General features: G+C 55.0%; 14 protein-coding genes. All 14 read right to left on the bottom strand.

Going from position 1 to position 19,440, the window contains the following annotated elements; genetic code table 11:
- Nucleotides 1–4,632: a glycosyltransferase gene (locus C7I36_RS00610; protein ID WP_106451812.1), complete on the bottom strand. Its 4,632-nt coding sequence runs from the start codon at nt 4,630–4,632 to the stop codon at nt 1–3.
- Nucleotides 4,633–4,704: 72 nt separating this feature from the next.
- A complete protein-coding gene (gene wecC, locus C7I36_RS00605) occupies nt 4,705–5,985 on the bottom strand; it encodes a UDP-N-acetyl-D-mannosamine dehydrogenase (protein ID WP_106451811.1) in 1,281 nt (426 codons plus the stop codon).
- Between the two features lie 105 nt (nt 5,986–6,090).
- Nucleotides 6,091–7,215: a non-hydrolyzing UDP-N-acetylglucosamine 2-epimerase gene (gene wecB, locus C7I36_RS00600; RefSeq protein ID WP_106451810.1), complete on the bottom strand. Its 1,125-nt coding sequence runs from the start codon at nt 7,213–7,215 to the stop codon at nt 6,091–6,093.
- Between the two features lie 14 nt (nt 7,216–7,229).
- Nucleotides 7,230–7,535, bottom strand: coding sequence for a hypothetical protein (locus tag C7I36_RS00595; RefSeq protein ID WP_146137285.1), 306 nt, complete (start codon nt 7,533–7,535; stop codon nt 7,230–7,232).
- Between the two features lie 11 nt (nt 7,536–7,546).
- The gene (locus tag C7I36_RS00590) at nt 7,547–9,610 is read right to left on the bottom strand and encodes a hypothetical protein (RefSeq protein ID WP_106451808.1); all 2,064 of its coding nucleotides are present in this window, start codon (nt 9,608–9,610) and stop codon (nt 7,547–7,549) included.
- A gap of 5 nt (nt 9,611–9,615) precedes the next feature.
- Nucleotides 9,616–10,698, bottom strand: a complete 1,083-nt coding sequence (locus tag C7I36_RS00585; protein ID WP_106451807.1) for a KpsE/RkpR family capsule polysaccharide export protein — start codon at nt 10,696–10,698, stop codon at nt 9,616–9,618.
- A 245-nt stretch (nt 10,699–10,943) separates the two neighbouring features.
- Nucleotides 10,944–11,624, bottom strand: coding sequence for an ABC transporter ATP-binding protein (locus C7I36_RS00580; protein WP_106451806.1), 681 nt, complete (start codon nt 11,622–11,624; stop codon nt 10,944–10,946).
- A complete protein-coding gene (locus tag C7I36_RS00575; protein WP_106451805.1) occupies nt 11,621–12,418 on the bottom strand; it encodes an ABC transporter permease in 798 nt (265 codons plus the stop codon). The genes C7I36_RS00580 and C7I36_RS00575 overlap by 4 nt, the downstream gene beginning before the upstream one ends.
- On the bottom strand, nt 12,418–14,154 hold the full coding sequence (locus tag C7I36_RS00570; RefSeq protein WP_106451804.1) for a polysaccharide biosynthesis/export family protein: 1,737 nt from the start codon (nt 14,152–14,154) through the stop codon (nt 12,418–12,420). The genes C7I36_RS00575 and C7I36_RS00570 overlap by 1 nt, the downstream gene beginning before the upstream one ends.
- A gap of 26 nt (nt 14,155–14,180) precedes the next feature.
- Nucleotides 14,181–14,525 (bottom strand): DVU3141 family protein, encoded by a 345-nt coding sequence (locus tag C7I36_RS00565; protein WP_181256259.1) that lies wholly within the window; start codon nt 14,523–14,525, stop codon nt 14,181–14,183.
- A gap of 431 nt (nt 14,526–14,956) precedes the next feature.
- On the bottom strand, nt 14,957–16,240 hold the full coding sequence (locus tag C7I36_RS00560) for a capsule biosynthesis protein (RefSeq protein ID WP_106451802.1): 1,284 nt from the start codon (nt 16,238–16,240) through the stop codon (nt 14,957–14,959).
- A 163-nt stretch (nt 16,241–16,403) separates the two neighbouring features.
- On the bottom strand, nt 16,404–16,751 hold the full coding sequence (locus tag C7I36_RS00555; RefSeq protein ID WP_106451801.1) for a hypothetical protein: 348 nt from the start codon (nt 16,749–16,751) through the stop codon (nt 16,404–16,406).
- Nucleotides 16,748–18,157 carry a cytochrome P450 gene (locus tag C7I36_RS00550; protein WP_106451800.1) on the bottom strand — a complete coding sequence of 470 codons (1,410 nt, stop codon included), beginning with the start codon at nt 18,155–18,157 and terminating at the stop codon, nt 16,748–16,750. Before C7I36_RS00550 ends, C7I36_RS00555 begins: the two co-directional genes overlap by 4 nt.
- Complete coding sequence (locus C7I36_RS00545) at nt 18,154–19,314, bottom strand: hypothetical protein (protein ID WP_106451799.1); 1,161 nt, start codon at nt 19,312–19,314, stop codon at nt 18,154–18,156. Before C7I36_RS00545 ends, C7I36_RS00550 begins: the two co-directional genes overlap by 4 nt.
- Between the last annotated feature and the right edge of the window lie 126 nt (nt 19,315–19,440).

Genomic DNA, 19,440 nt, shown 5'->3' with positions numbered 1-19,440 from the left:
TCAAACTTGAAATGCTTTAGCTGAACCACTATTGATTTCTTTCATAATGGCAAGGAAGTCAGTTGCGTGGCCTAGAAAAACATCGCTGTTACTCACCCTACCCAGTGAGTAAGCACTCCCTTGTTGAGGTGTAAGCGGTATGTTGATTGCGTATGCCAAATGCGGAGTTGCCTTCTTGATCCATGCGCCAGATGGGAGCTGTTCAGCAGTCCCATAGACAAAGTACTTTGTCTCAATGGGCTGGTACCTTCCCGACAATGCATAGTGCTTAATATGATGCATGCAGGTAACAGTGATGCCAACTCTATTGTATTTTTTATAGAACTCCGTCACCTGCAGCGGGTCGACACTCTCTGCAACCAACAATAGAAGCTGGTTGTCATCATTACTGGCATAGTGATTCTGGTAATGATCAATGGCCCTACTTGCATCCTCATCACTGGCTACTCTACATACAAACGTGAGGCCCTTATTGTCTTGTCGCCATGGTGCGCCTATCTTGGTCAGGATTTCTTGCCAACGATTTGTATAGGTATGCTGCTCAAGTACCAGCTGGAGGCTTCGCTCCTTGAGTTCTTCTACCTCCTGACTCGAAAGTGACTTCAGCCTATCGGCGTCTCTATCCGCAAAAACCACCAAATCGCCGAACATCTTGTCTACCCCCTTAGAATAGTTGCTAATCACTAAGGTGTTAGAAGACATTAGCTCAAAGACTCTTCTGGCAAACATTGTTGCTGAGTCTGTTACCGTATTGAAGTTCAGCCCAAGTTGGCTTGACCGGTAAACGTCCGGCATCTGTTGATGTGGCAGTCCTGGACGGATAAATTCCCTGTACTTTTCGGGCCACTCGTGGAGTGGGTCACCTGAGCCATGATACCGGTCATACACCTCTAATTCATATCCGCTCTCAAGTAACGCATCCATGATGCGCTCCATCACGGCAGAACGCTCCTCATGATTCGCATACCAACTACCTGCAAACACTACTTTATTGGTGCGGGGCTTTGCAGCTATGGGATTAAAGAGCCTCGGGTTTGTTGCAAATGGCAGTGCGAAGACATTCTTGACTCCGTACTCTTGCTTGTAGAGCTCACAGCACTCCTCAGCCGTTGTAAACACATAGTCAAACTCTTTCGCGGTTGCGATGAAGTCATGCACACGGTCCGTGAAGTGAGTCGGGTCTTCTTTATTCCAAAAAACGGTTGGAATTCCTTCCTGGCGACAATGATCGAGGATACTGAGAAGGACTGTACGATTTTCATTCTTCCAGTTAACACTCGTATACACCTTGCCTTGCCAAGGCCTTCTTTTGGAGTCTACCCCTGACCAGGCCGACTCGCAGAAAAAGATATCAGGTTTATGCTCTGTAAACAGCTGCTTCCAATTTGACGGCTCAATGACAATCGCTTGGAACTCATCTTTAAAGCTGTTGTAGCTAAACTCATCAGCAATGAAGGCCACTTTATACTGAGCTGCAAGCTTGCTTGGCAGCTGCTTTTTGGGCGGTATCGTTACCGCGGGAGGATTTTCTTCAAAATAGTGAGCCTTTTCACGAACTCTTTCGGCACAGATTTTCCAGGTTCTGTTACCCATCACCCATTGGCGGGCATGTTTGCCCATCTGCTGCCGGATAGACGCATCAGTCAACAGGCTCGCTAGCTTGCCTGCTAGACTGTCAATATTCCCCTTCTCATAAACAAGACCTGTTTTGCCATCCTGTACCATCTCTGCGAGCGCACCGACAGATGACACTACCAGCGCTTTTTCCATCGCCATCGCTTCCAATGGCTTCAAGGGGGAGACCAACTCCGTAACGGGCAACGGCTTCCTTGTAAAAGGGGCAATATCGATTAAGGAGTAATAGTCACTCACTTGATCATGGGGGATTCGTCCCGGCATGATCAACCAGTCTTTGAACCCGTAACTCGTTGCTATAGACTCTATCTCGGAAGCGCAAGGCCCTTTTCCGGCACGACTTGAAGGCTCAGAGCCTACCAGCAAGGCTCTGAATACCACCCCTTCACGGTAAAGCTTACCGCAGGCATGCATTAAGTCGTCTAGGCCCTCATAGGCGTTGAACGTACCTATATAGCCAATCACCGGCACATTGTCGGGGATATTAAGCTGGCTTAGCAGCACCTTGTTTTTTAAGTTATTTTTCGGATCAAATGTTGCTGGATCGCACGAATTAGGCAGCAAGGATATTTGCTCGCTTGGTAAGCCTCTACCCACTAGCGCTTGCTGCATCGCCTTTGTCAACGTGAATACGTGATCTGCATGCCGTGCTAGCAGTGTCTCCAGGTACTGCGTTAAATGATAATTGGAGGTCTGTACGGCTGAAGGATCACGCGACTCGTGGGTTACTTCCCAGAAACCGCGCATTTCGTATATGAAAGGAATGCCTAAACGCCGAGCAGCCAAATAGGCCGGCATCGCGTTTTTAAAATCAGAGGCTGCCATGACGCAGGAGGGCTTGATTTCTACAAGCTTTTTCTCCAACTCATGAGCGGCTTTGGCGATGTAGTTGTGCGTTCCCTTCCACCCTTTTGGCTCACGCAGGCGCTGGTATTCAACACCCTCGATCGTTTCTTTTCCTGGTAAGGTTTGGTCCTTATATTCTTTAATAAAGCTCCATGGGAAGCCTGGCCGGCTGATACACACTACTTCCGCACCTGTAGCACCTATTGCTTTCGCAAGGCCATGTGCTCGTGTTGCGTACCCCTCCGACTGATAGGGCAAGCTATGGTTTAATATATAGCAAAGCTTGCCCTTGCTCTTTTTAACAGCGCTTTTAATAACGGGATTCTCTATCTCGCCAATTATTTTGGAAAAGTCGCTTCGCAGAAAGTGCTGGATGGAGGGACGCTTTGTTATCGTGATTGAGTTTTTTAAGCTAACGTCAGCAACATGCCACTTGCTGAACGTAACCTCTACTTTAGACACGCCCTTTGGCTTGATAAAGGAAAGTGCAGATTTGGATTCAGCCTTGGCCTTTTCAGGTTTGAAATAAAAATACCAACAGCCTAGATATTCTGACCAGCTTAAATTATTGAGGCCTGGCTTTTCTATAGCTTTTCCTTTTGCATCTAGGAAACTAACCTTTGCAATGCCTGCATTTTTCTCTATTAGCGCCTCGTCGTTAACTCGACAGAACAACTCAACATCTAGATCTTCTGCATCATCAATCCAAGAGTCGATAGTCACTGTGAAGGATTTTTCTTTTAGCGACAACAAGCCGTTTTTGTCTTCAGAGCTATCAACAAAAAGCATTGCCTTTATGCTGCTTTCAGCTAGAACATAAGTATCACTACGCTTCGCTTTGCTGGCATTTTCCTTGGCTAAAGGTGCATGATTTTTTAGCGTGTTTGATTGAGATGCCTTCTGACCCGCAGCACTCTCCTCTACTTTCAGAGCCTTGGCCATCGGCTCGGTATGCGCCGAGAATAGCAGCTCCGTACTCGGTTTCTGCGCCGGCAGCTTCAGTGACCTCTGAAGGGCTGTGGCCAGGCTTGTGGCACTGTCGGCTTCGAAGCTCACTACGCCATCGTACTTGTCGGCGTATTCGGCGAGTGGCGCTACATCGGAGACCACCAGGCGCTTGCCGTAGGCCAGGGCCTCGGCGGCCTTCATCGGTGGCACAATATTGCACACTGTCAGGGGCTTGCGGGAGATCACCACCGCATCCAGCAGGGCGTAGTAGTCGGCAATCTGTTCATGGGGCACTCTGCCCACCTGAGTCAGCCAGGGTTTGTCTGCCATTGCCTTGTTTGTGCCGCTGGCGGCAGTAATGGGTTGATCATCGCCTACCAGCAGCAGCTTAATGGCTTCGCCTTGTTTTATTAGATGTTCGCAGGCTTCCAGTAGGGTTTCAAGCCCTTCATAATGATTAAAACTTCCCACATAGCCTATGACTTTGTCGTTGTCTTTTATGCTCAGTTTTTTTTTTAATTGCGGGTCTGCAGGTTTAATTTCTGGAAGCTTGCTCACTCCATTAGGCACTATGGCTATGTTGTTGGCGCTTATGCCTCGCTTAATCAGCTCATCGGTCATGGGCTGGTTAAGGGTAAATACTTTTTGTGCCTGTTTGGCTACAAAGGTGTCGCGCAGGGCTTCTGCTTTAAATTCGCTGATCTTGGCATAGCCGGGTTCACGGGCATCCCGGCTCAGCTCCCAAAAGCCGCGCACTTCATTATAAAAAGGCAGGCCCAGCCGCCTGGCAGCAATCCAGGCCGGCAGGCCCACTATATAGTTGGAAGCCGCCAACACTACCTGCGGCCGATAAACCCGGAACAACTCAATAAACCGCTGCACGCTTTGCTCCAGGTGTGCTTGTTCACTGGCTGGTGCCACTGTGTTCCAGCGGCTGTGAATGTAGCGCACGCCATCTATGGTGCTTTCTGGCTGTGCGGTGGCACCCAGCTCCCAGGGGCGGCCGGGGCGCACAAAACACAGGGTATCAAAGCCGTGTTCGTTCAGGGCTTTGGCTACGCCCTGCGTGCGAATGGCGTAGCCGTGGCTGGCGTAGCTTTGGCCATGGCTTACCACATAGGCAATGCGGTTTTTGATGGGCGCAATAAGTGGCGTTGCCGGTTGGCTGGCAAGCGTGAGGGCGTGTTCTATGAGTTGATCCATGCTTGTTCTTTTTGTTAGTGGCGGAATGACGGTGCGTTTAAAAACTCCGGCTTGCGCCGGAGTGAGGTTTGGTTAGCCAGTCAGGCCCACGGCATCCACCAGATGTTTGCACTCGGCCACTTCGGCCACCTGGCTGATAAAGGGTTTGTGTTTTACCAGCACACAGACCACATCGGCCTGGGTCAGCGCCTGGTGCAGCGGAGTAAGGCTTACATTGTCGGCCTGCAGTTTGGCGGGCAGTGCCTCGATGTTGGGCTCTACAATTTGCACCTTGCAGCCAAGGGCGGCTACTTGCTGAGCAATGCCAAGAGCCGGGCTTTCACGCAGGTCGTCTATGTCTGGCTTAAAGGCGATCCCTAAGCAGGCCACGGTAATGTCACTACGGGTTTTTTCCGGCTGGGTGCAGTGAATGGCATCCAGCTGTTTGCGCACCTGCTCCAGCACCCACTGGGGTTTGCTGTCGTTTACCAGGCGGGCGGTGTGAATAAGCTTTGCCTCTTCGGGGCAGCTGTCCACAATAAACCAGGGGTCTACGGCAATGCAGTGGCCGCCCACGCCGGCACCGGGCTGCAGAATGTTTACCCGCGGGTGGCGGTTGGCCAGAGCAATGAGTTCCCACACGTTAATATCCAGCTTGCTGCAGATAATGGACAGCTCGTTGGCAAAGGCAATGTTTACATCGCGAAAGCTGTTTTCAGTGAGCTTGGCCATTTCTGCGGTGCGGGCGTTGGTGATCACACATTCGCCTTCTACCACAATTTTGTAGAGGTTTGCTGCGGCCTGGCTGCATTTGGGGGTCATGCCACCAATTACGCGGTCGTTTTCTACCAGTTCGCGAATTACATGGCCGGGCAGCACCCGCTCGGGGCAGTGGGCAATGCGAATGTCGGAATCTTCCCCGTGGGTTTGCGGAAAGGTGAGGTCGGGGCGAGCTTCCGCCAGCCAGGCGGCCATGCTTTCGGTGGCACCCACCGGGCTGGTGGACTCCAGCACTACCAGATCTCCGGCTTTCAGTACCGGAGCCAGGGCTTTGCTGGCGGCTTCTATGTAGCTGAGGTCGGCTTTGTGGCTGTTGCCGGCGTCGTCGTGAATAAAGGGGGTGGGCACGGCAATTAAAAAGGCATCGGCCGGCTCGGGTTTGGTGGTGGCATGCAGGTAACCTTCGGTTACGGCAGCGTGCACTACTATGTCGAGCTCGGGTTCAACAATGTGAATTTCACCTTTGTTGATGGTGTCTACGGCGTGCTGGTTTACGTCTACGCCGATTACTTTCTTTTTGCGTGAGGCAAATACAGCGGCGGTGGGCAGGCCAATGTAACCAAGGCCAACTACGGAGATAGTGTTGTAAGGCATTTTTTTTCCTGGGTTCTTTGCTTTTTTGTTGTTTAACCCCCTCCCGGCCTCCCCCTTAAAAAGGGGGAGGAGCTAAAAGGGCGATAGCCGGGAGAGAGTAAATAGTTATGCTTGCTCGGTTAAGAGAGCGTCCATTATGCGCTGGCAGGCTTTGCCGTCGCCGTAGGGGTTGTGGGCAAAGCTCATTTGCTGGTAGGCGGCTTTGTCGGTTAGCAGGGTGTTCAGCGCTTCTGTAATCACGTTTGTGTCTGTGCCCACCAGTTTTACGGTGCCGGCTGCTACGGCTTCGGGGCGTTCTGTGGTGTCGCGCATTACCAGTACCGGCTTGCCCAGTGAGGGGGCTTCTTCCTGAATGCCGCCCGAGTCGGTAAGAATAATGTGCGAGCGGTTCATCAGATACACAAAGGGCAGGTAGTCTTGCGGCTCTATCAGGTGAATGTTGTTTACTTCGCTTAACAGGCGGTTTACCGGCTCACGCACGTTGGGGTTAAGGTGCACAGGGTAAACAATTTGCACGTCCGGGTGCTGTTTGGCGGTGTTGGCCAGCGCCTGGCAAATGCGCTCAAAGCCGCCGCCAAAGCTTTCCCGGCGGTGGCCGGTTACCAGCACCATTTTTTTGTTTGCATCCAAAAAGCTGAAGCGTTCGGCAAGCTCGGCGGCCAGCGGCTGGTTGGTGTCCAGCTTTTTAATGACTTCCAGCAGCGCATCTATCACGGTATTGCCGGTTACATAAATGCGGTTGGCATTTATTCCTTCATTCAGCAGGTTTTGCTGTGAGTTGCTGGTGGGAGCAAAGTGTTTTTCTGCCAGAGCACCGGTTAGCTTGCGGTTGCCTTCTTCCGGCCAGGGGGAGTAGATGTTGCCGGTGCGCAGGCCGGCTTCTACGTGGCCTACCGGAATTTGCTGATAATAAGCTGCCAGGGTGGCCGCAAAGGTGGTGGCAGTGTCGCCGTGCACCAGCACAATGTCGGGCTTGAATTCGGCAAATACGTTTTTCATGCCCTGCAAAATGCCGGTGGTTACGTCGGTTAAGTCCTGGCCGGGTTTCATCAGGTTCAGGTCGAAGTCTGGCTTCAGCTCAAACAAGTCCAGCACCTGGTCCAGCATTTCCCGGTGCTGGGCGGTTACACATACTTTGGCATTAAAGCGCTCATCTGCGGCCAGCTGTAAGGCCAGCGGAGCCATTTTTATGGCTTCTGGGCGGGTGCCGAACACGGTTAAAACTTTCATGACACTTCCTGTAGTTAACGATCTTGCAGCTGGTATTTCAGCTCTTGAGTGCGGGTGTAATAGTGCTCCAGCAACTGCTGGGTTTGTTCCAGTTGCTGCGCCAGTGCCTGGCTGTTTGAGGCGTTGCTTTGCAGTGTGTTGCTGGCAGCAGGTTGCGGTGGCTTGCCGTTCAGCTTTTGCTCGCACAGCTGCACATTGGCTTTAAACAGGTGCTGGCCATATTTGGCGGCGGCTTGTTGATAGTGCTTAAGGGCCTGCTTGTAGTCGCCCTTGCGGTAATGCTGCACGGCTTGTGCAACCAGCAAAGTTTGAGTAGTCATAATGTTTGCACTTAAGGGTTAATGGAAAGTAGCAGGGCGCTTTTGTCACCGGTCCAGATGTGCTCTTTAAAGCTCAGGCTGCGTTCAGCCAGCTGGCTGCGCCATTGCTCTGCGCTTTGTTGTTCGCTGTCGCGGTGGTGGTCATCCAGCACCACGTCCAGCCGGTGGCGGGCAAAGTGGTTGAGCAAGGCAGGCAGAGCAGGCGTGCGGCTGTGTGCTGTGGGCTCTGCCGAGGGGCCGTCTACCAGCACCAGAATGTGCTTTTCTTCGTTTTGCAGCAAGCTGGCCAGTTGTTGCAATTTGGGTTCACAGTCATAGAACAACTGTTCCGGGCTAAAGGTGCAGTTCACCAGCGGGGCATACACCAGTTCAACTACTTCGCTCAGGCCTTGTTGCTGCAGGCTGTGCTGTGTTTGCTGGTGGTAGTTTTTGTTGTGCTCAAAGCTTATTACCCGTTTGGGCAGGTCGTGCTCGCTGGGCACCAGCTGTGTTTGTGGCTCATTGTTTTTTAAGGCCAGCTGACCATTGCCTTGCCAGCGTTTGTGTTGGCCTAACAAGGCTCGTGCCAGCAGTGAGGTAGAGTGGCCGCTGCCAAATTCAATAATCAGATCGTAGTTATTGTTTTGCACCAGTGTTATCAGGTGCTGTGCCAGCTCCGGGCTTATGCTGGTGTCTGAAAACTGCAGTGGTTGTTCACCAAAGCTGAGGCTGTGTTGCACGGCCAGTGCTGCCTGCCACTGGCGGTTGCTGCTTGCATGCATTTTGGTTACATGCTGGCCCAGGGCGTTGGTGTTTTGCCGCAGCTGCTCGGCCTGGCTGGCAAACAGCTGTTCCATTTTTTGCTCCAGCTCGCTGAGCTTGCTGCCGGCCTGTTGCTGCTGTTGCAGTTGTGTTGTTAGCTGGTTTATTTGCTCGTTGGCACTGCTTAGCTGTTGAGTGAGTTCAGCTATTTGCTGCTCGGCAGCTTCGTGCTGCTTTTTGCGGTTTTGAAAGTAGCTTTTATATTTGGTGAGCTCTTCTTCGCTGGTAGCAAGCTGGGTTTGTGTATCTGCCAGAGCCTGTTCCGTGGTGACCATCCTGGCATTAAGCTCTGCCTGTTGGCTGTTAAGGGTTTCGGCATGGCGGCTGGCGGCAGCGTGTTTGTTTTGTTCTTGTTCCAGCTGAGTGTTCAGCTCGGCTATTTGCCGTTTATGCTCGTTTTGGCGAGCCAACAGCGTCTCACGTTGTTCAGCCAGCTGTTGGCTTTGTCGGGACTGCTCGTTCAGTTTTTGCTGCAAGTCGACAAGTTGTTGGCCAGACTCTGCATTTTTGGTTTTGAGTTCAGCCAGTTGGGACTTAAGAGAGTCTGCATGGCGGCTGGCCGCAGTGTGCTTAGTCTGCTCTTGCTGCAGCTGAGTGGTCAGCTGGGTGATTTGTTGTGCTTGTTCCTGAATTTGGGCAAGCAGTGTTTCGCGCTGCTGTGCAAGCTGATATGAGTGCTGGTTAAACTGCCATAGCTGCACGTGAATGTCGGGATCATCGGTGTTTTCTTTGGTCAGCTCAAAATGACAGCTTTGCAATAGCTGTGGTAACTGCTCTGTGTGTTGTTCATGTATATAAAGAGGCGTAGCAGGCAAGGCCAGCTGCACTTGTTTGAATTGCTGTAACAGGCCGGCTTGTGTTAATGCCTCTATAATGGCTGTTTCTTCGCCATTTGCTTCTATTACCAGCTTGTGTTGTTCGCCCTCAGGCAGTTGCAGCCTGGCCATCATGGTGGCTGGAGTTTGGGTTTGCACCTGGTGCTGCCGCACTGCTTTTATGCCCGGATAGAGCTGCAGCAGGCCGCTGGGCTGGTGCAGGCTGCTGGCTTCACTCAGGTTAAATTCGGTTAAGTTTGCCGGCTGGTTATTGTGCTGGCAGCTGATGGCCAGCTCCCATACTTCTGCGCTGGGATATTTTTGGCGCAGGCTATTGGCATGGGTTGGCACGGGCTCTATCAGCACCCAGCGGGCCGGTTGCATTGCCTGGTGTTGCAGCAGTTGGCTGCCATTGCCGGCACCTATGTGCACCAGGGTGTGAGTGGAGGTTGAGGTCATGGTGATTAATCCCGGTGGTCGCGAATGATCAGCATCATCATGTTGGCAATAAAGGCCAGGAACAGGGTGATAATGGCAAACATGCTGGCGTTATAAAGCCGCTTGGGCTGAGTGGCATATTCCGGCTGCAGCGGGCTTTGCAGCACGCTTACCTGCTTGAGCTTGCGGGCGGCTTCTATACGGGTGCTTTCCAGTGCGGCCAGGGCGCTGGAGTAGGTTTGCTGGGCAAATTGGGCTTTTAACTCAAGGGCCTGATAGCCGGCGGATATTTGGTTAAGGGCGCTGCCGGTTTCTTTAGCAAGGCGGTTTTGCTCTTTGCCAATTTGCTGTTGCAGGGCGTTTATTTCGGCTTTTATTTGCACCAGCTCGGCAGAGCGCACACTCTGGTAGCTTTGTGCCGCCGTGTAGCGCGCCTGCAGGCGGGCCAGTTCACCTTCTAGCGTGCCCACTACTTGGTTAAGGCTTTCTACGGTATGAATGGGCGAGATAAGACCATGTTCGTTCTGGAATGCCAGCAGGTTGGCCCGGGCTTCGTCCAGCCGGTCGCCCAGGCGGTCGGTTTGTTTTTCCAGAAATTTAACCTGCTCTTCTGCCAGGCGCTGGCCCATGGCATTCATGTGGTTTTCGCCGGCGCTTAACAGCAATTGAGCCAGATCGTGAGCAAACTGAGGGGTAAAGGCCTGCACTTCTATGTTCAATACGCCGGCGTATTCATCCAGCTCTACGCTTACGCGTTTTTTATAGTATTTATGCAGCTCTTCTATGGGAGCATCTTTGTTCCACAGGCTGGCGAACAGGTCGCCGTTTTCGCTGTAGTGCTCACGAAAAGGCAGTTGCTTGAGCACGGTGTTAAGCATGTCGGTAGATAGCAGGTGTTCGCGCAGCAGTAGCAGATCGCTGTGGCCACCGCCGCCTTTAATCAGGCTGGCAAAGCTGAACTCGGGGGCGGCTATTTGCGGGCTTTCCAGTACTACGGTGGCGCGGGATACGTACCTGTCTGATGCCCAGGCAAACCAGTAGAAGGCAACGGCGATAATGGCCGCAAGGGCGAGTGCCCAATGGGGGTTTTGTTTAACAAAGTGCTTCATGGGATCTCAGTTCTAAATTTGAGTAAGAAGATGTTCTATAGCAGCGGTGACATAGCTGTAAGCTTTAAGTTGCGCGGCGTTGTTTGTGGCTTCTGCGTTGTGCTTGTTTGTTCTGTGTTGTTTGTTTTAACCCCACCCCAGCCCTCCCCTTAAAAAGGGGAGGGAGCAAAGCGTTTGGCTCCCCTTGATAAGGAGAGGGGGTTTTTGCTCCTCCCCCTTTCCAAGGAGGAGGTTGGGAGGGGGTTTTACCCCGCCGGAGGCGGGGACGTTTCTTCGTGATAAGCCGCTATGGCGTCATTTATGTCGTCATACCAATGGGCCTGGCCGTTTTTAAGGTAAATGCCGGCCTGGCAGAGGTCTTTAAGTATGCCTTCGGAGTGCGACACCATTATCAGGCTGGACTGACCCACCTTGTCTTTAAAGGCTTTGGCTGCTTTGTCTTTAAAGGCGCGGTCGCCTACGGCGGTGGCTTCGTCCGAGAGGTAAACATCAAAATCAAACGCCAGAGATAAGCCAAAATTAAGTCTGGAGCGCATGCCTGATGAGTAGGTTTTTATGGGGCGGTCAAAGGCGCTGCCCAGCTCGGCAAAGTCTTCTACCGATTTTATAATGCGGTGCACGTCCATGCCGGCACCATGCACCCGCGCTACAAACTTTACGTTTTGCCGCCCGGTCATGGAGCTTTGAAAGCCACCGGAAAGGCCTATGGGCCAAGACACCCGGCAATGGCGTTCTACTTTGCCTTTTTCCGGGCTGTCCATGCCGGCAATTAAGCGCAGTAATGTACTTTTGCCGGCACCATTGCGGCCCAGCAAGCCCACGCTTACGTTTGTAGGAATAGTGAGATTAATGTCTTTCAGCACCCAGGGAGCCTCGCGGCCGTCCCGGTTGTTATAGCGTTTATAAAGGTTACTGAGCGTAATCATTTGGCTTTTAACCTTTCTTTATAGCGAAGGTACATCAACAAACCCGCTGCGTTCAGCCCTAATATCCATAGCCACAAATAAAGCGGGCTGGTGCCGGGTACCATATGATAGCGCTCAAAAAAACCGGCACGCAGCAGCTCCAGCCCATGCACTATAGGGTTAAGCATTAAATATTCCAGAATGCTGTGGGGCAGGCTGTTAAGCGGCAAAATAGCACCGCTTAAAATCATGAGTGGCAGGCTGAGCATATTAATGATTTTTCCCACTTCAGGAACCAACCGGGCGGTAACAGAAATGACCAGAGCAAAGCCCAGTGCCAGCGCCCATAGTGAGGCCCAGCCCAGTAACCCAAGCAGTACATTATCGGGGAAAATATGCAGCCCCAGCAGCATGCCGCCAAATACAAAGAGCACAAACACTACTGTGCGCAGCATGCCGTCTACCCAGGTACGCACCAGCACGCTGTCTATTGGTTGAACCTGGCGGTAAGCAAACAGCGCATGAGCAGAACCAATAGCCCCCTGGCTGCGGCTTAGCCCTTCGCGGATTAGAAAAAAGCCCATCATGCCAATGATCATCCAGGGAATGAAATCGGCATTCATGATGAGTTTGTTGCTGCCACTTAGCTGAGCCCGGATTAACGCCATAATGGCGATAACCGATGCTGGCTCTACAATCATCCAAAACCAGCCCATGCGGTCGGCCATGGTGCGGGACACGGCCTCCCGCATAAACATGGCAAACCACACGCTGCGCGTTACCTGCCAGGGCGTGCGGCGTTGCAGGGTGCTCATTACAGATCCACCGCCACTTTGGCCGCAATGGCAATCTGATACAGAATTTGGGTAATGGTGCCGGCCAGTTGCAGGTTTTTGGTGGGGGCCTGGGGCAATACCAGAATTTCGTCGCCCGGGCGCAGGGTTACGTCGTTTGCCTCGCGCACTTCGCCGTTTTGGCGCACCACCAAAATGCGGCTTTCATTGGCATGGTCGGTAAAGCCGCCGGCGCCGGCGATATAGTCTTTGGCGCTGCGCCCGGCGCTAAACACCACAGACTGGGGCACCAGCACTTCGCCGCTGATAAGGATGGAGTCGCTCACCTCGGGAATGGTAATGACGTCGCCGTCCTGCAGGCGGATGTCGGTAATGGTGCCGGCGTTGGCCAGCACCAGGCGGCCGTTGGGCTCCACTTCGCGGGCGCGTTCAATAAAGTTGCTGATAAGCTCCGCCTCGCGCACCCTTATTTCCGCTTCTTCCGGGGTGGAGGAAGAGGCCCCCAAATAGGTGGTTTCCAGCCGGGCCAGGCTTTCTTCGAGTGCCTGTTTTTGCCGCTCGGCCACGCTAATGCGCTTGAGCGAGATGCTGTGTACGTCGGTCATGTTTTGCGGCACGGCAATGGCATCCAGCAGTTCGTGCAGGCGGGCATCGCGCGGCAGGGCAAAGCGGGAGGGGCCGTAGTAGCTGCCTTCCAGTTCCACTACGATGGTGTCGTCGCGCATGTCGCTGCTAAACACCACCTGGTCGCCGCTTTGCAGTGCCTGGCCGCGAAAATCGGGCAGGTCTATATAGCTGGAAACGGGGCCGTTGGCGCGGGCGCCGCGCAGCAGCACATGGGTTACGTTGGACTTGAGCCGGGCCAGTTCGAGCAGGGTTTGGCCGGTCATGGCGCCGGGCTGCAGTTCGTAGCGGTAGGGGCGGGCTACGTCGCCTTCTACTGTTACGGTGGGGCCGCGCTCTTCCACCACTATGGTGTCGCCGTCTTTGTATTGCAGGTTGGGCAGAGTGCCGTTAATCAAAAAGGCGTATAAGTCGGCGGTGGCAATGGTGTTGCCGCCGCGCACTACCCGCACCTTGCGGTAGCTGCCGGTGGCGTCGTCTATGCCGCCGGCCTGGTCCAGAAAATACAGCAGCGAGTCGTTGGGGGTGCCGGCAAAGCGGCCGGGGTTTTGCACATAGCCGGTTACAAACACCGACACGGGCTGCACGCCCTGCAGGTTGGTGTATACCTGCACGTTGTTGGAATAAATGGAGTTAACGGCGGCGCGTACTTTGGCGTCCAGCTGGCCGTGCTTGATGCCCTGTACCTTAATGGGGCCCACGCCGGGAATAAAAATGTTGCCCTGGGCATCCACCGGCAATACCCGGTCTATTTCTACCGCGCCCCATACCCGCAGGGTAACCTGGTCGCCGGGGGTGATCACATAGTCGGGGTTAAGGCCATCGGCCCGCATGCCGCTAAAGCCGCCGCTGAACAAATGGCTGCCAAAGCTGGGCAGTTCGTCTTGCGGCAGGGGGGCCAGGCCGGGGCGCCCCTGGGGGTTAACCGGGCCGTAGCGGCCGCTTTGCCACTGGGTTTGGCTGTTTTGGGCGCTTTGGTCGGCCTCGGAAGGGGCGTTAAAGCGGCTTTGTTGTTCCGCGGGCAGGGCGCCGGCATTGGCGCCAATCAACTGGGCTTGGGCGGCGGTGGCAGAAACGGCCAGCACGGCGAACAGGCAGGACTGTTTCACCAAAGCGTGAATTCGGTTGGTCATGTTGGATTACTCAAGAATATGCGGGATCAGCGGTTGAGCAGGCGGGTTACCGGACGGGTGAGGGTCCAGTCGCCGTTGTTGGCTTTGCAGGCTATATGAAGTTCGGCGCTGCCGGTGGGCTGGGTCACTTCCAGCTCGCGGCAGGTGCGGCCGCTGGCGGCAAAGTAGGGCGCGTTGGCCAATACGGTGAGGTTGTTGCCCCAGGGGGTTTGGGCCAGGGTGGCGGCACTGCCCGGGGCGGCGCTGTTGAGATAGCGGCTGAGTTCATTGCTGCCGGCCACCGGGGCCGGGGATGTGGCGGGGTTGCCGGTTTGCTGGCTGGCACAGCCGCTGGCGGCGAGGATGCCCAGCGCAACAAGGGGGAGGAGCATCTTGTTTTTGGATAACTGCATTGGTGTATTGCGCTCTTTTTGATTACGAATTCAGTGGTAATGAGTGTACGGAACGCAGCAAGCGGGGCGAAAACGGTGAATGGTGCTTCACTTGAGATGTGTAGCCATATAAAACAACAACTTACCTGTTGCTGTATGGCAAAAAAGGCACGCTACCGCCCTTAGGTTACAGCCCCTAATCTGCTGGTTTCACTCACTCCTTGTAAAACGCGGTTGCAAATTGCAAGGCGTTAATTTTTGACTGCCAGATAATACCACCGGCATGGGCCGATTTCGACCGTTGCGCGTGCGATTGCGCGGGTATTGGTCGCGTAATGTTATGACAGTCTCATTACCGCACCATGACAGAAAAAAAGGGGTCGGAGTCAATTAAAAATTGACTCCGACCCCTTTTTACCTCTTTGGGGATATCAGGCGACTTCTTCGGCGGTGGCGCAGCCGGGGTTGCCGGCGGGTTGGGTTGGGCGCTGGGGTACGGCCTTGGGTTGGGGGGCGCGCTGATGATGCAGGTTTTGCAGTTGCTGCCATATCTGTTGGCAGGTTTTGGCGGGTTCGCAGTAAAAGCTGCCATTGAGCTGGGTGTTGTGCAGCAAAAAGCTCTGCAATTGGCGAAAGCGCTTTTTATTTACCGGTTGCGGCCGGTGCCAGAATTCTTCCAGGCTGCACTGGCTGGTGAGTCCGGGAATGTCATACAGCGCCTGGCCCAGGGTCAGGGTGGGAATGTGGTGAAACAGGGCAGACAGCCCCACGGTGCTGTTTACGGTTACCACGCCTTTGCAATGGTGGTAAAGGTCCGGCAGCGATATTTCAAAGCCGTAAAACACCCTGTCCTTAATGCCGAGCTTGCGCGCCAGGCCGTGGATAAGCCGGCTGTAGTTGGTGTAGCCGCGATCCATGGGGTGATGTTTGAACATCAGCACGTCGTTTTGCGGGGCGGTGGCGGCAAAGGATTCGAGAATATGCTCTATCGACTCGGCCACGTCCCGGAACGGGGAGTGGGTGCGGATTTGAAAATCGTCCGCCACCTGCAGCGGCACCAGGTGGATATGCCCCGAATGGTGGTCAATCAGTTGCTGTTGCAGCCCTTTGTCGTGGGCGGTGTGGCTGTATTTGGTGTACCAGCCTTTCAGCCAGGCGGTGCCTTCCTGCCAATAGGGGCGGTGGCGGTGGTGTACGTAGTGGTTAAAACGCCCGCGGGTCAGTTGCATTTGGGCGTAGTAGCGCATGGCAAAGTAAATGCGGCGCTTGAAGTTGGGCTTGATATTAAAGTCGTGATGGGGGGGCTCGGGCGACACCTCATCCAGCAGGCGGTCGAGTTTGCCAAACCAGGGGCTGTGGGCATTAACGCCGTTTTCTTCCAGGGTAATGTAGTGGGGGCGCAGGTAGCCTTCTTCGAATACAAAAAAGCGCACGCCATGGCTCAGGCAAAACTGGCGCGCCACCGCGTGGTATTCGCGGCAGTCGCTGTAGCAGAACACGGTGTCTATGCGGTGTGCTTTCAGGTAGTTGTCCAGAAAGTGCCGCCATTCGGGCAGGGTGCCGGTGTAATTGACGTTGTGCCCCTTGCAGGGCCAGCAGCTGTCGCCGCCGTTAAAGTTGATTTTGTGTACCTGGATGCCTTGCCGGTCCAAAAAACGAGAAAAGTGCTGAAAAAAGGGCCCCAGCGGTCCTTGGAGTAGCAAGACTGATTGCATCACAGGTTCCGTTTGTTTTGGTTGGTGTATCGGTGGCCATCTGACCGGCGAATACTAGCACAGGGTCAGTGGATACTTAACCTCTAATCTCCCCCCAAAATGGGGTCGGAGTCATTTTTTGCCGCTTCGTTTCCCTGCGGGCGGCCGGCGCTGCCCGCGGCGGTTATTTGATGGTTTGCTTGTGCAGGCCCTTTTGCAGCATTAAATCCACCAGGGGTTGTTCGCGTTTGTTGGCGCGTTTGCAGTGATCCTGCTGGAATTTGTCGGTCAGCCAAATCACGAAGCGTGCCCACCATTTGTTTTCGCGCTCGCGCCAGGCATGGGACGACACCGATTCCCAGGCGTAGCCGTTGAATACCGAGGCGTTAACAAAGTGGTCGAGGGCGCGCACCCCGGCGCGGCCGCGCTCTACCCGGCCCACAAAGCCTACATAACAGATGATGAGGTAGCCCAGTATGGCCAGGGGGACCACGGCGCACATCAGGATAAATCCGGCAATACGTTCTTTCATGATTGTTGTTGTTCTCTGCGAGTCAGTACCAGTTGCAGTCCGTTTTCCGAGCGAATGGTGAGCCTGCCCACCGGCTGGGGGGCAAAGCCCTCGGCCAGGGTAAAGCGGTAGTCCCTGAGGATGCTGGCCAGGATAAGGCTGGCCTCCTGCTGGGCAAAGGCGGCGCCAATGCATACCCGGGGGCCGGCGCCAAACGGCAGGTAAGATTTGCTCAGGGGAGTTTTGAGGTTTTTGCCGGTAAAACGGTACGGGTCAAATCCGTGCGGATTATCCCAAAATTCCTGGTGGCGGTGAATAAGCCAGGGCGAAATCATCACCGACGATCCCGCCGGCATGTGTTTGTCGCGCATGTCGGTGGCGTGGGTGCACTCGCGCGACAAAAAACCCACCGGCGGATACAGCCGCAGGGCTTCGCGGAAGATGTCGCGCACCAGCACCATTTTGCGAATGGCTTCCACGCTCATCGGTTGTTGTTCCAGCACCCGCACCACTTCGGCGTGGGCGTCTTCCTGCACTTCGGGATACAGGGCCAGCAAATACAGCGACCAGGTCAGGGCGCTGGCCGAGGTTTCGTGGCCGGCCAAAAACAGCATGGAGATTTGGTCGACAATCTCGCTGAAGGAGAATGGCTGGCCGGTGGTATTGTCGGTGGTCAGCAGCAGGGAGGATAAAATGTCTTGCTGTTGTTCAAGGGCCGCCCGGCTTTGGGGGCAACCGGCGCGGGCGGCTTCGGCCTGCCGGTAGCGGGGGCGGACAATGTCTTCAATGGCGGTGCGGATTTCCTGGGCGGCCTGCAGCCGTTTGCGTTCGCTCCGGCCGCGTTGCAGCCAGCCGGGCAGGTTGAACATTTTCCGCAGGGCCAGCTTGGGCGATTCGGCCTGAAAGCGCACAAAGGCTTCGAGGATGCGGTTGGCCTGGTCGGGCGGCAACTGGGTGGACATGATGGTGCGAAATATGATGTCGGCGGTGACATAGGTCATTTCCGGATCAATGTCCTGCCCCGGCCGGTGGTGTTCGAGCCGGGCCAGCATGTCGTTGGCGGCGTCCTGCATCAGGCCAAACACCTGTTGCACCCGGGCGTGCTTAAAGGCCGGGTCGAGCATGTTGCGCTGTTTTTGCCATTGCTCGCCGTTGGTGGTGAAGATGCTTTCGCCCAGCAGCGGCTCCAGAATATCCCCGAGCAGGCGGTTTTTGGGGAAGTTGCCCACCTCCTGCACCATGATGCGGCGCACCAGTTCGGGCTGGTTGACCATATAGAGCCTGAGCCCCGGCAGTTTGTATTCTCCCATTTTCATGCCGTAGCTGCGTTCGTACAGGGCATCCAGCCAGGAGCGGCGCTTGGTGAAAAATACCTTCCACAGCGAGGCTTTGCTTTTGGCGGGTTTGGGAAATACCGGACAGGTCATGGCTGTGTCTCCAGATGCTGGGCAATGGGCCGGGGGCCGGCGGTAAAGGCGAAATAGTCGTAGCGGCCGGGTTTGTCGGCGGCCATCAGGTAAAGAAAGTGCATGGTATACCAGGCGCGGCGCAGTTTTTTGTAGTGGCCGGCCTCATAAAGGGTAAAAAAGCGGGGCGAGAGCAGGTGCGGGCCGGCGTTGGGGGCCCTGTTCAGGCCGCAGGAGGTTACCGGATCGAGCAGCGGAAAACAGGCGCCGTCGGTGGGGGCGGTGTAGTCCAGCCACAGCAGGCGCGGGTCCTGGCCCAGTTGCTGCAGGGCCTGCCTGAATTCGTGGGCCCGGGGCTGAAAGCTGATAAGCGGTATGCATTCGCCGAGGGTGATCAGCACCACCCGCTTGTTGGCAAACAGGGCCGGGTCGGTGATCCGCGCCAGGGCCGCCGCCATGGCGGGAATCACCACCATGGTGCCCACGCTGTGGGCGACCACCAGGATTTCGTCGTTGTCGGTGTTGCGGATGGCGTTGGCAATGTCGTCGGCAAACCGGGCGGCGCGTGTTTCCAGGCCCGGAATGCCGCCCTTGGCCCACTTGGCGGAAAAGGCATAAATACGCAGCAGCCAGAACACCGCCAGCCGGTTGCCCAGTCGCCTGGCGCCTTGCATCAGCAGCCAGAACAGCGCCAGGCCAAGCGCCGCCTGCCCGGGCAGGGCGGCGCCTGTAGGCAGGGCATGCCAGGGCAACAGGGCCGGCAGTTGCCAGGCCAGCCAGGCGCTGAACACGACCGAGAGCAGGATGTAAATGGCCGGGTAAAAACCGGCAATCAGCTGCTTGTGCGAGGCCCGGGCAAAGGCGATAACCCGGCCCGAGAGCACATAGGCCCACAAAAAGCAGCCCAGGTCGCCGAGAATATCAAACCAGCCCTTGGCCCAGTGGCGGCGGATAATGTCATCCCAGCCCAGGTAGCAATAATCGGTGCGGGTGTGGTGCGTGTGCAGTTGCCAGTGGTGGCTGTGGGCCGAACGCCGGCGCCGGCGCGACACGGCAATATCCAGCCCGTTTACGGCACTTTGCCGGGCCGACTGGGTACGATAAAGGCTGTGATAATGGCCCGGGCCGCGAGGGTCGAACCCGTGGATGTAAAATACCTGTCGTTGTTTAACCGTCAATCCGTTGTTCCTGCGCTGGGAGGTAAAACGGCGCACAGGTTACCCTAATTCCCCCGGTGTTGAAATGCACCCAAAAAGGGGTCGGAGTCAATTTTGCAGATTGCAAAATTGACTCCGACCCCTTTT

The sequence above is a fragment of the Zobellella taiwanensis genome (assembly GCF_003012795.1).
GTDB classification, from domain to species: Bacteria; Pseudomonadota; Gammaproteobacteria; order Enterobacterales; family Aeromonadaceae; genus Oceanimonas; species Oceanimonas taiwanensis.
Note: the sequence above shows the minus strand (reverse complement) of the source record. Positions and strands in the feature narration are given on the sequence as shown.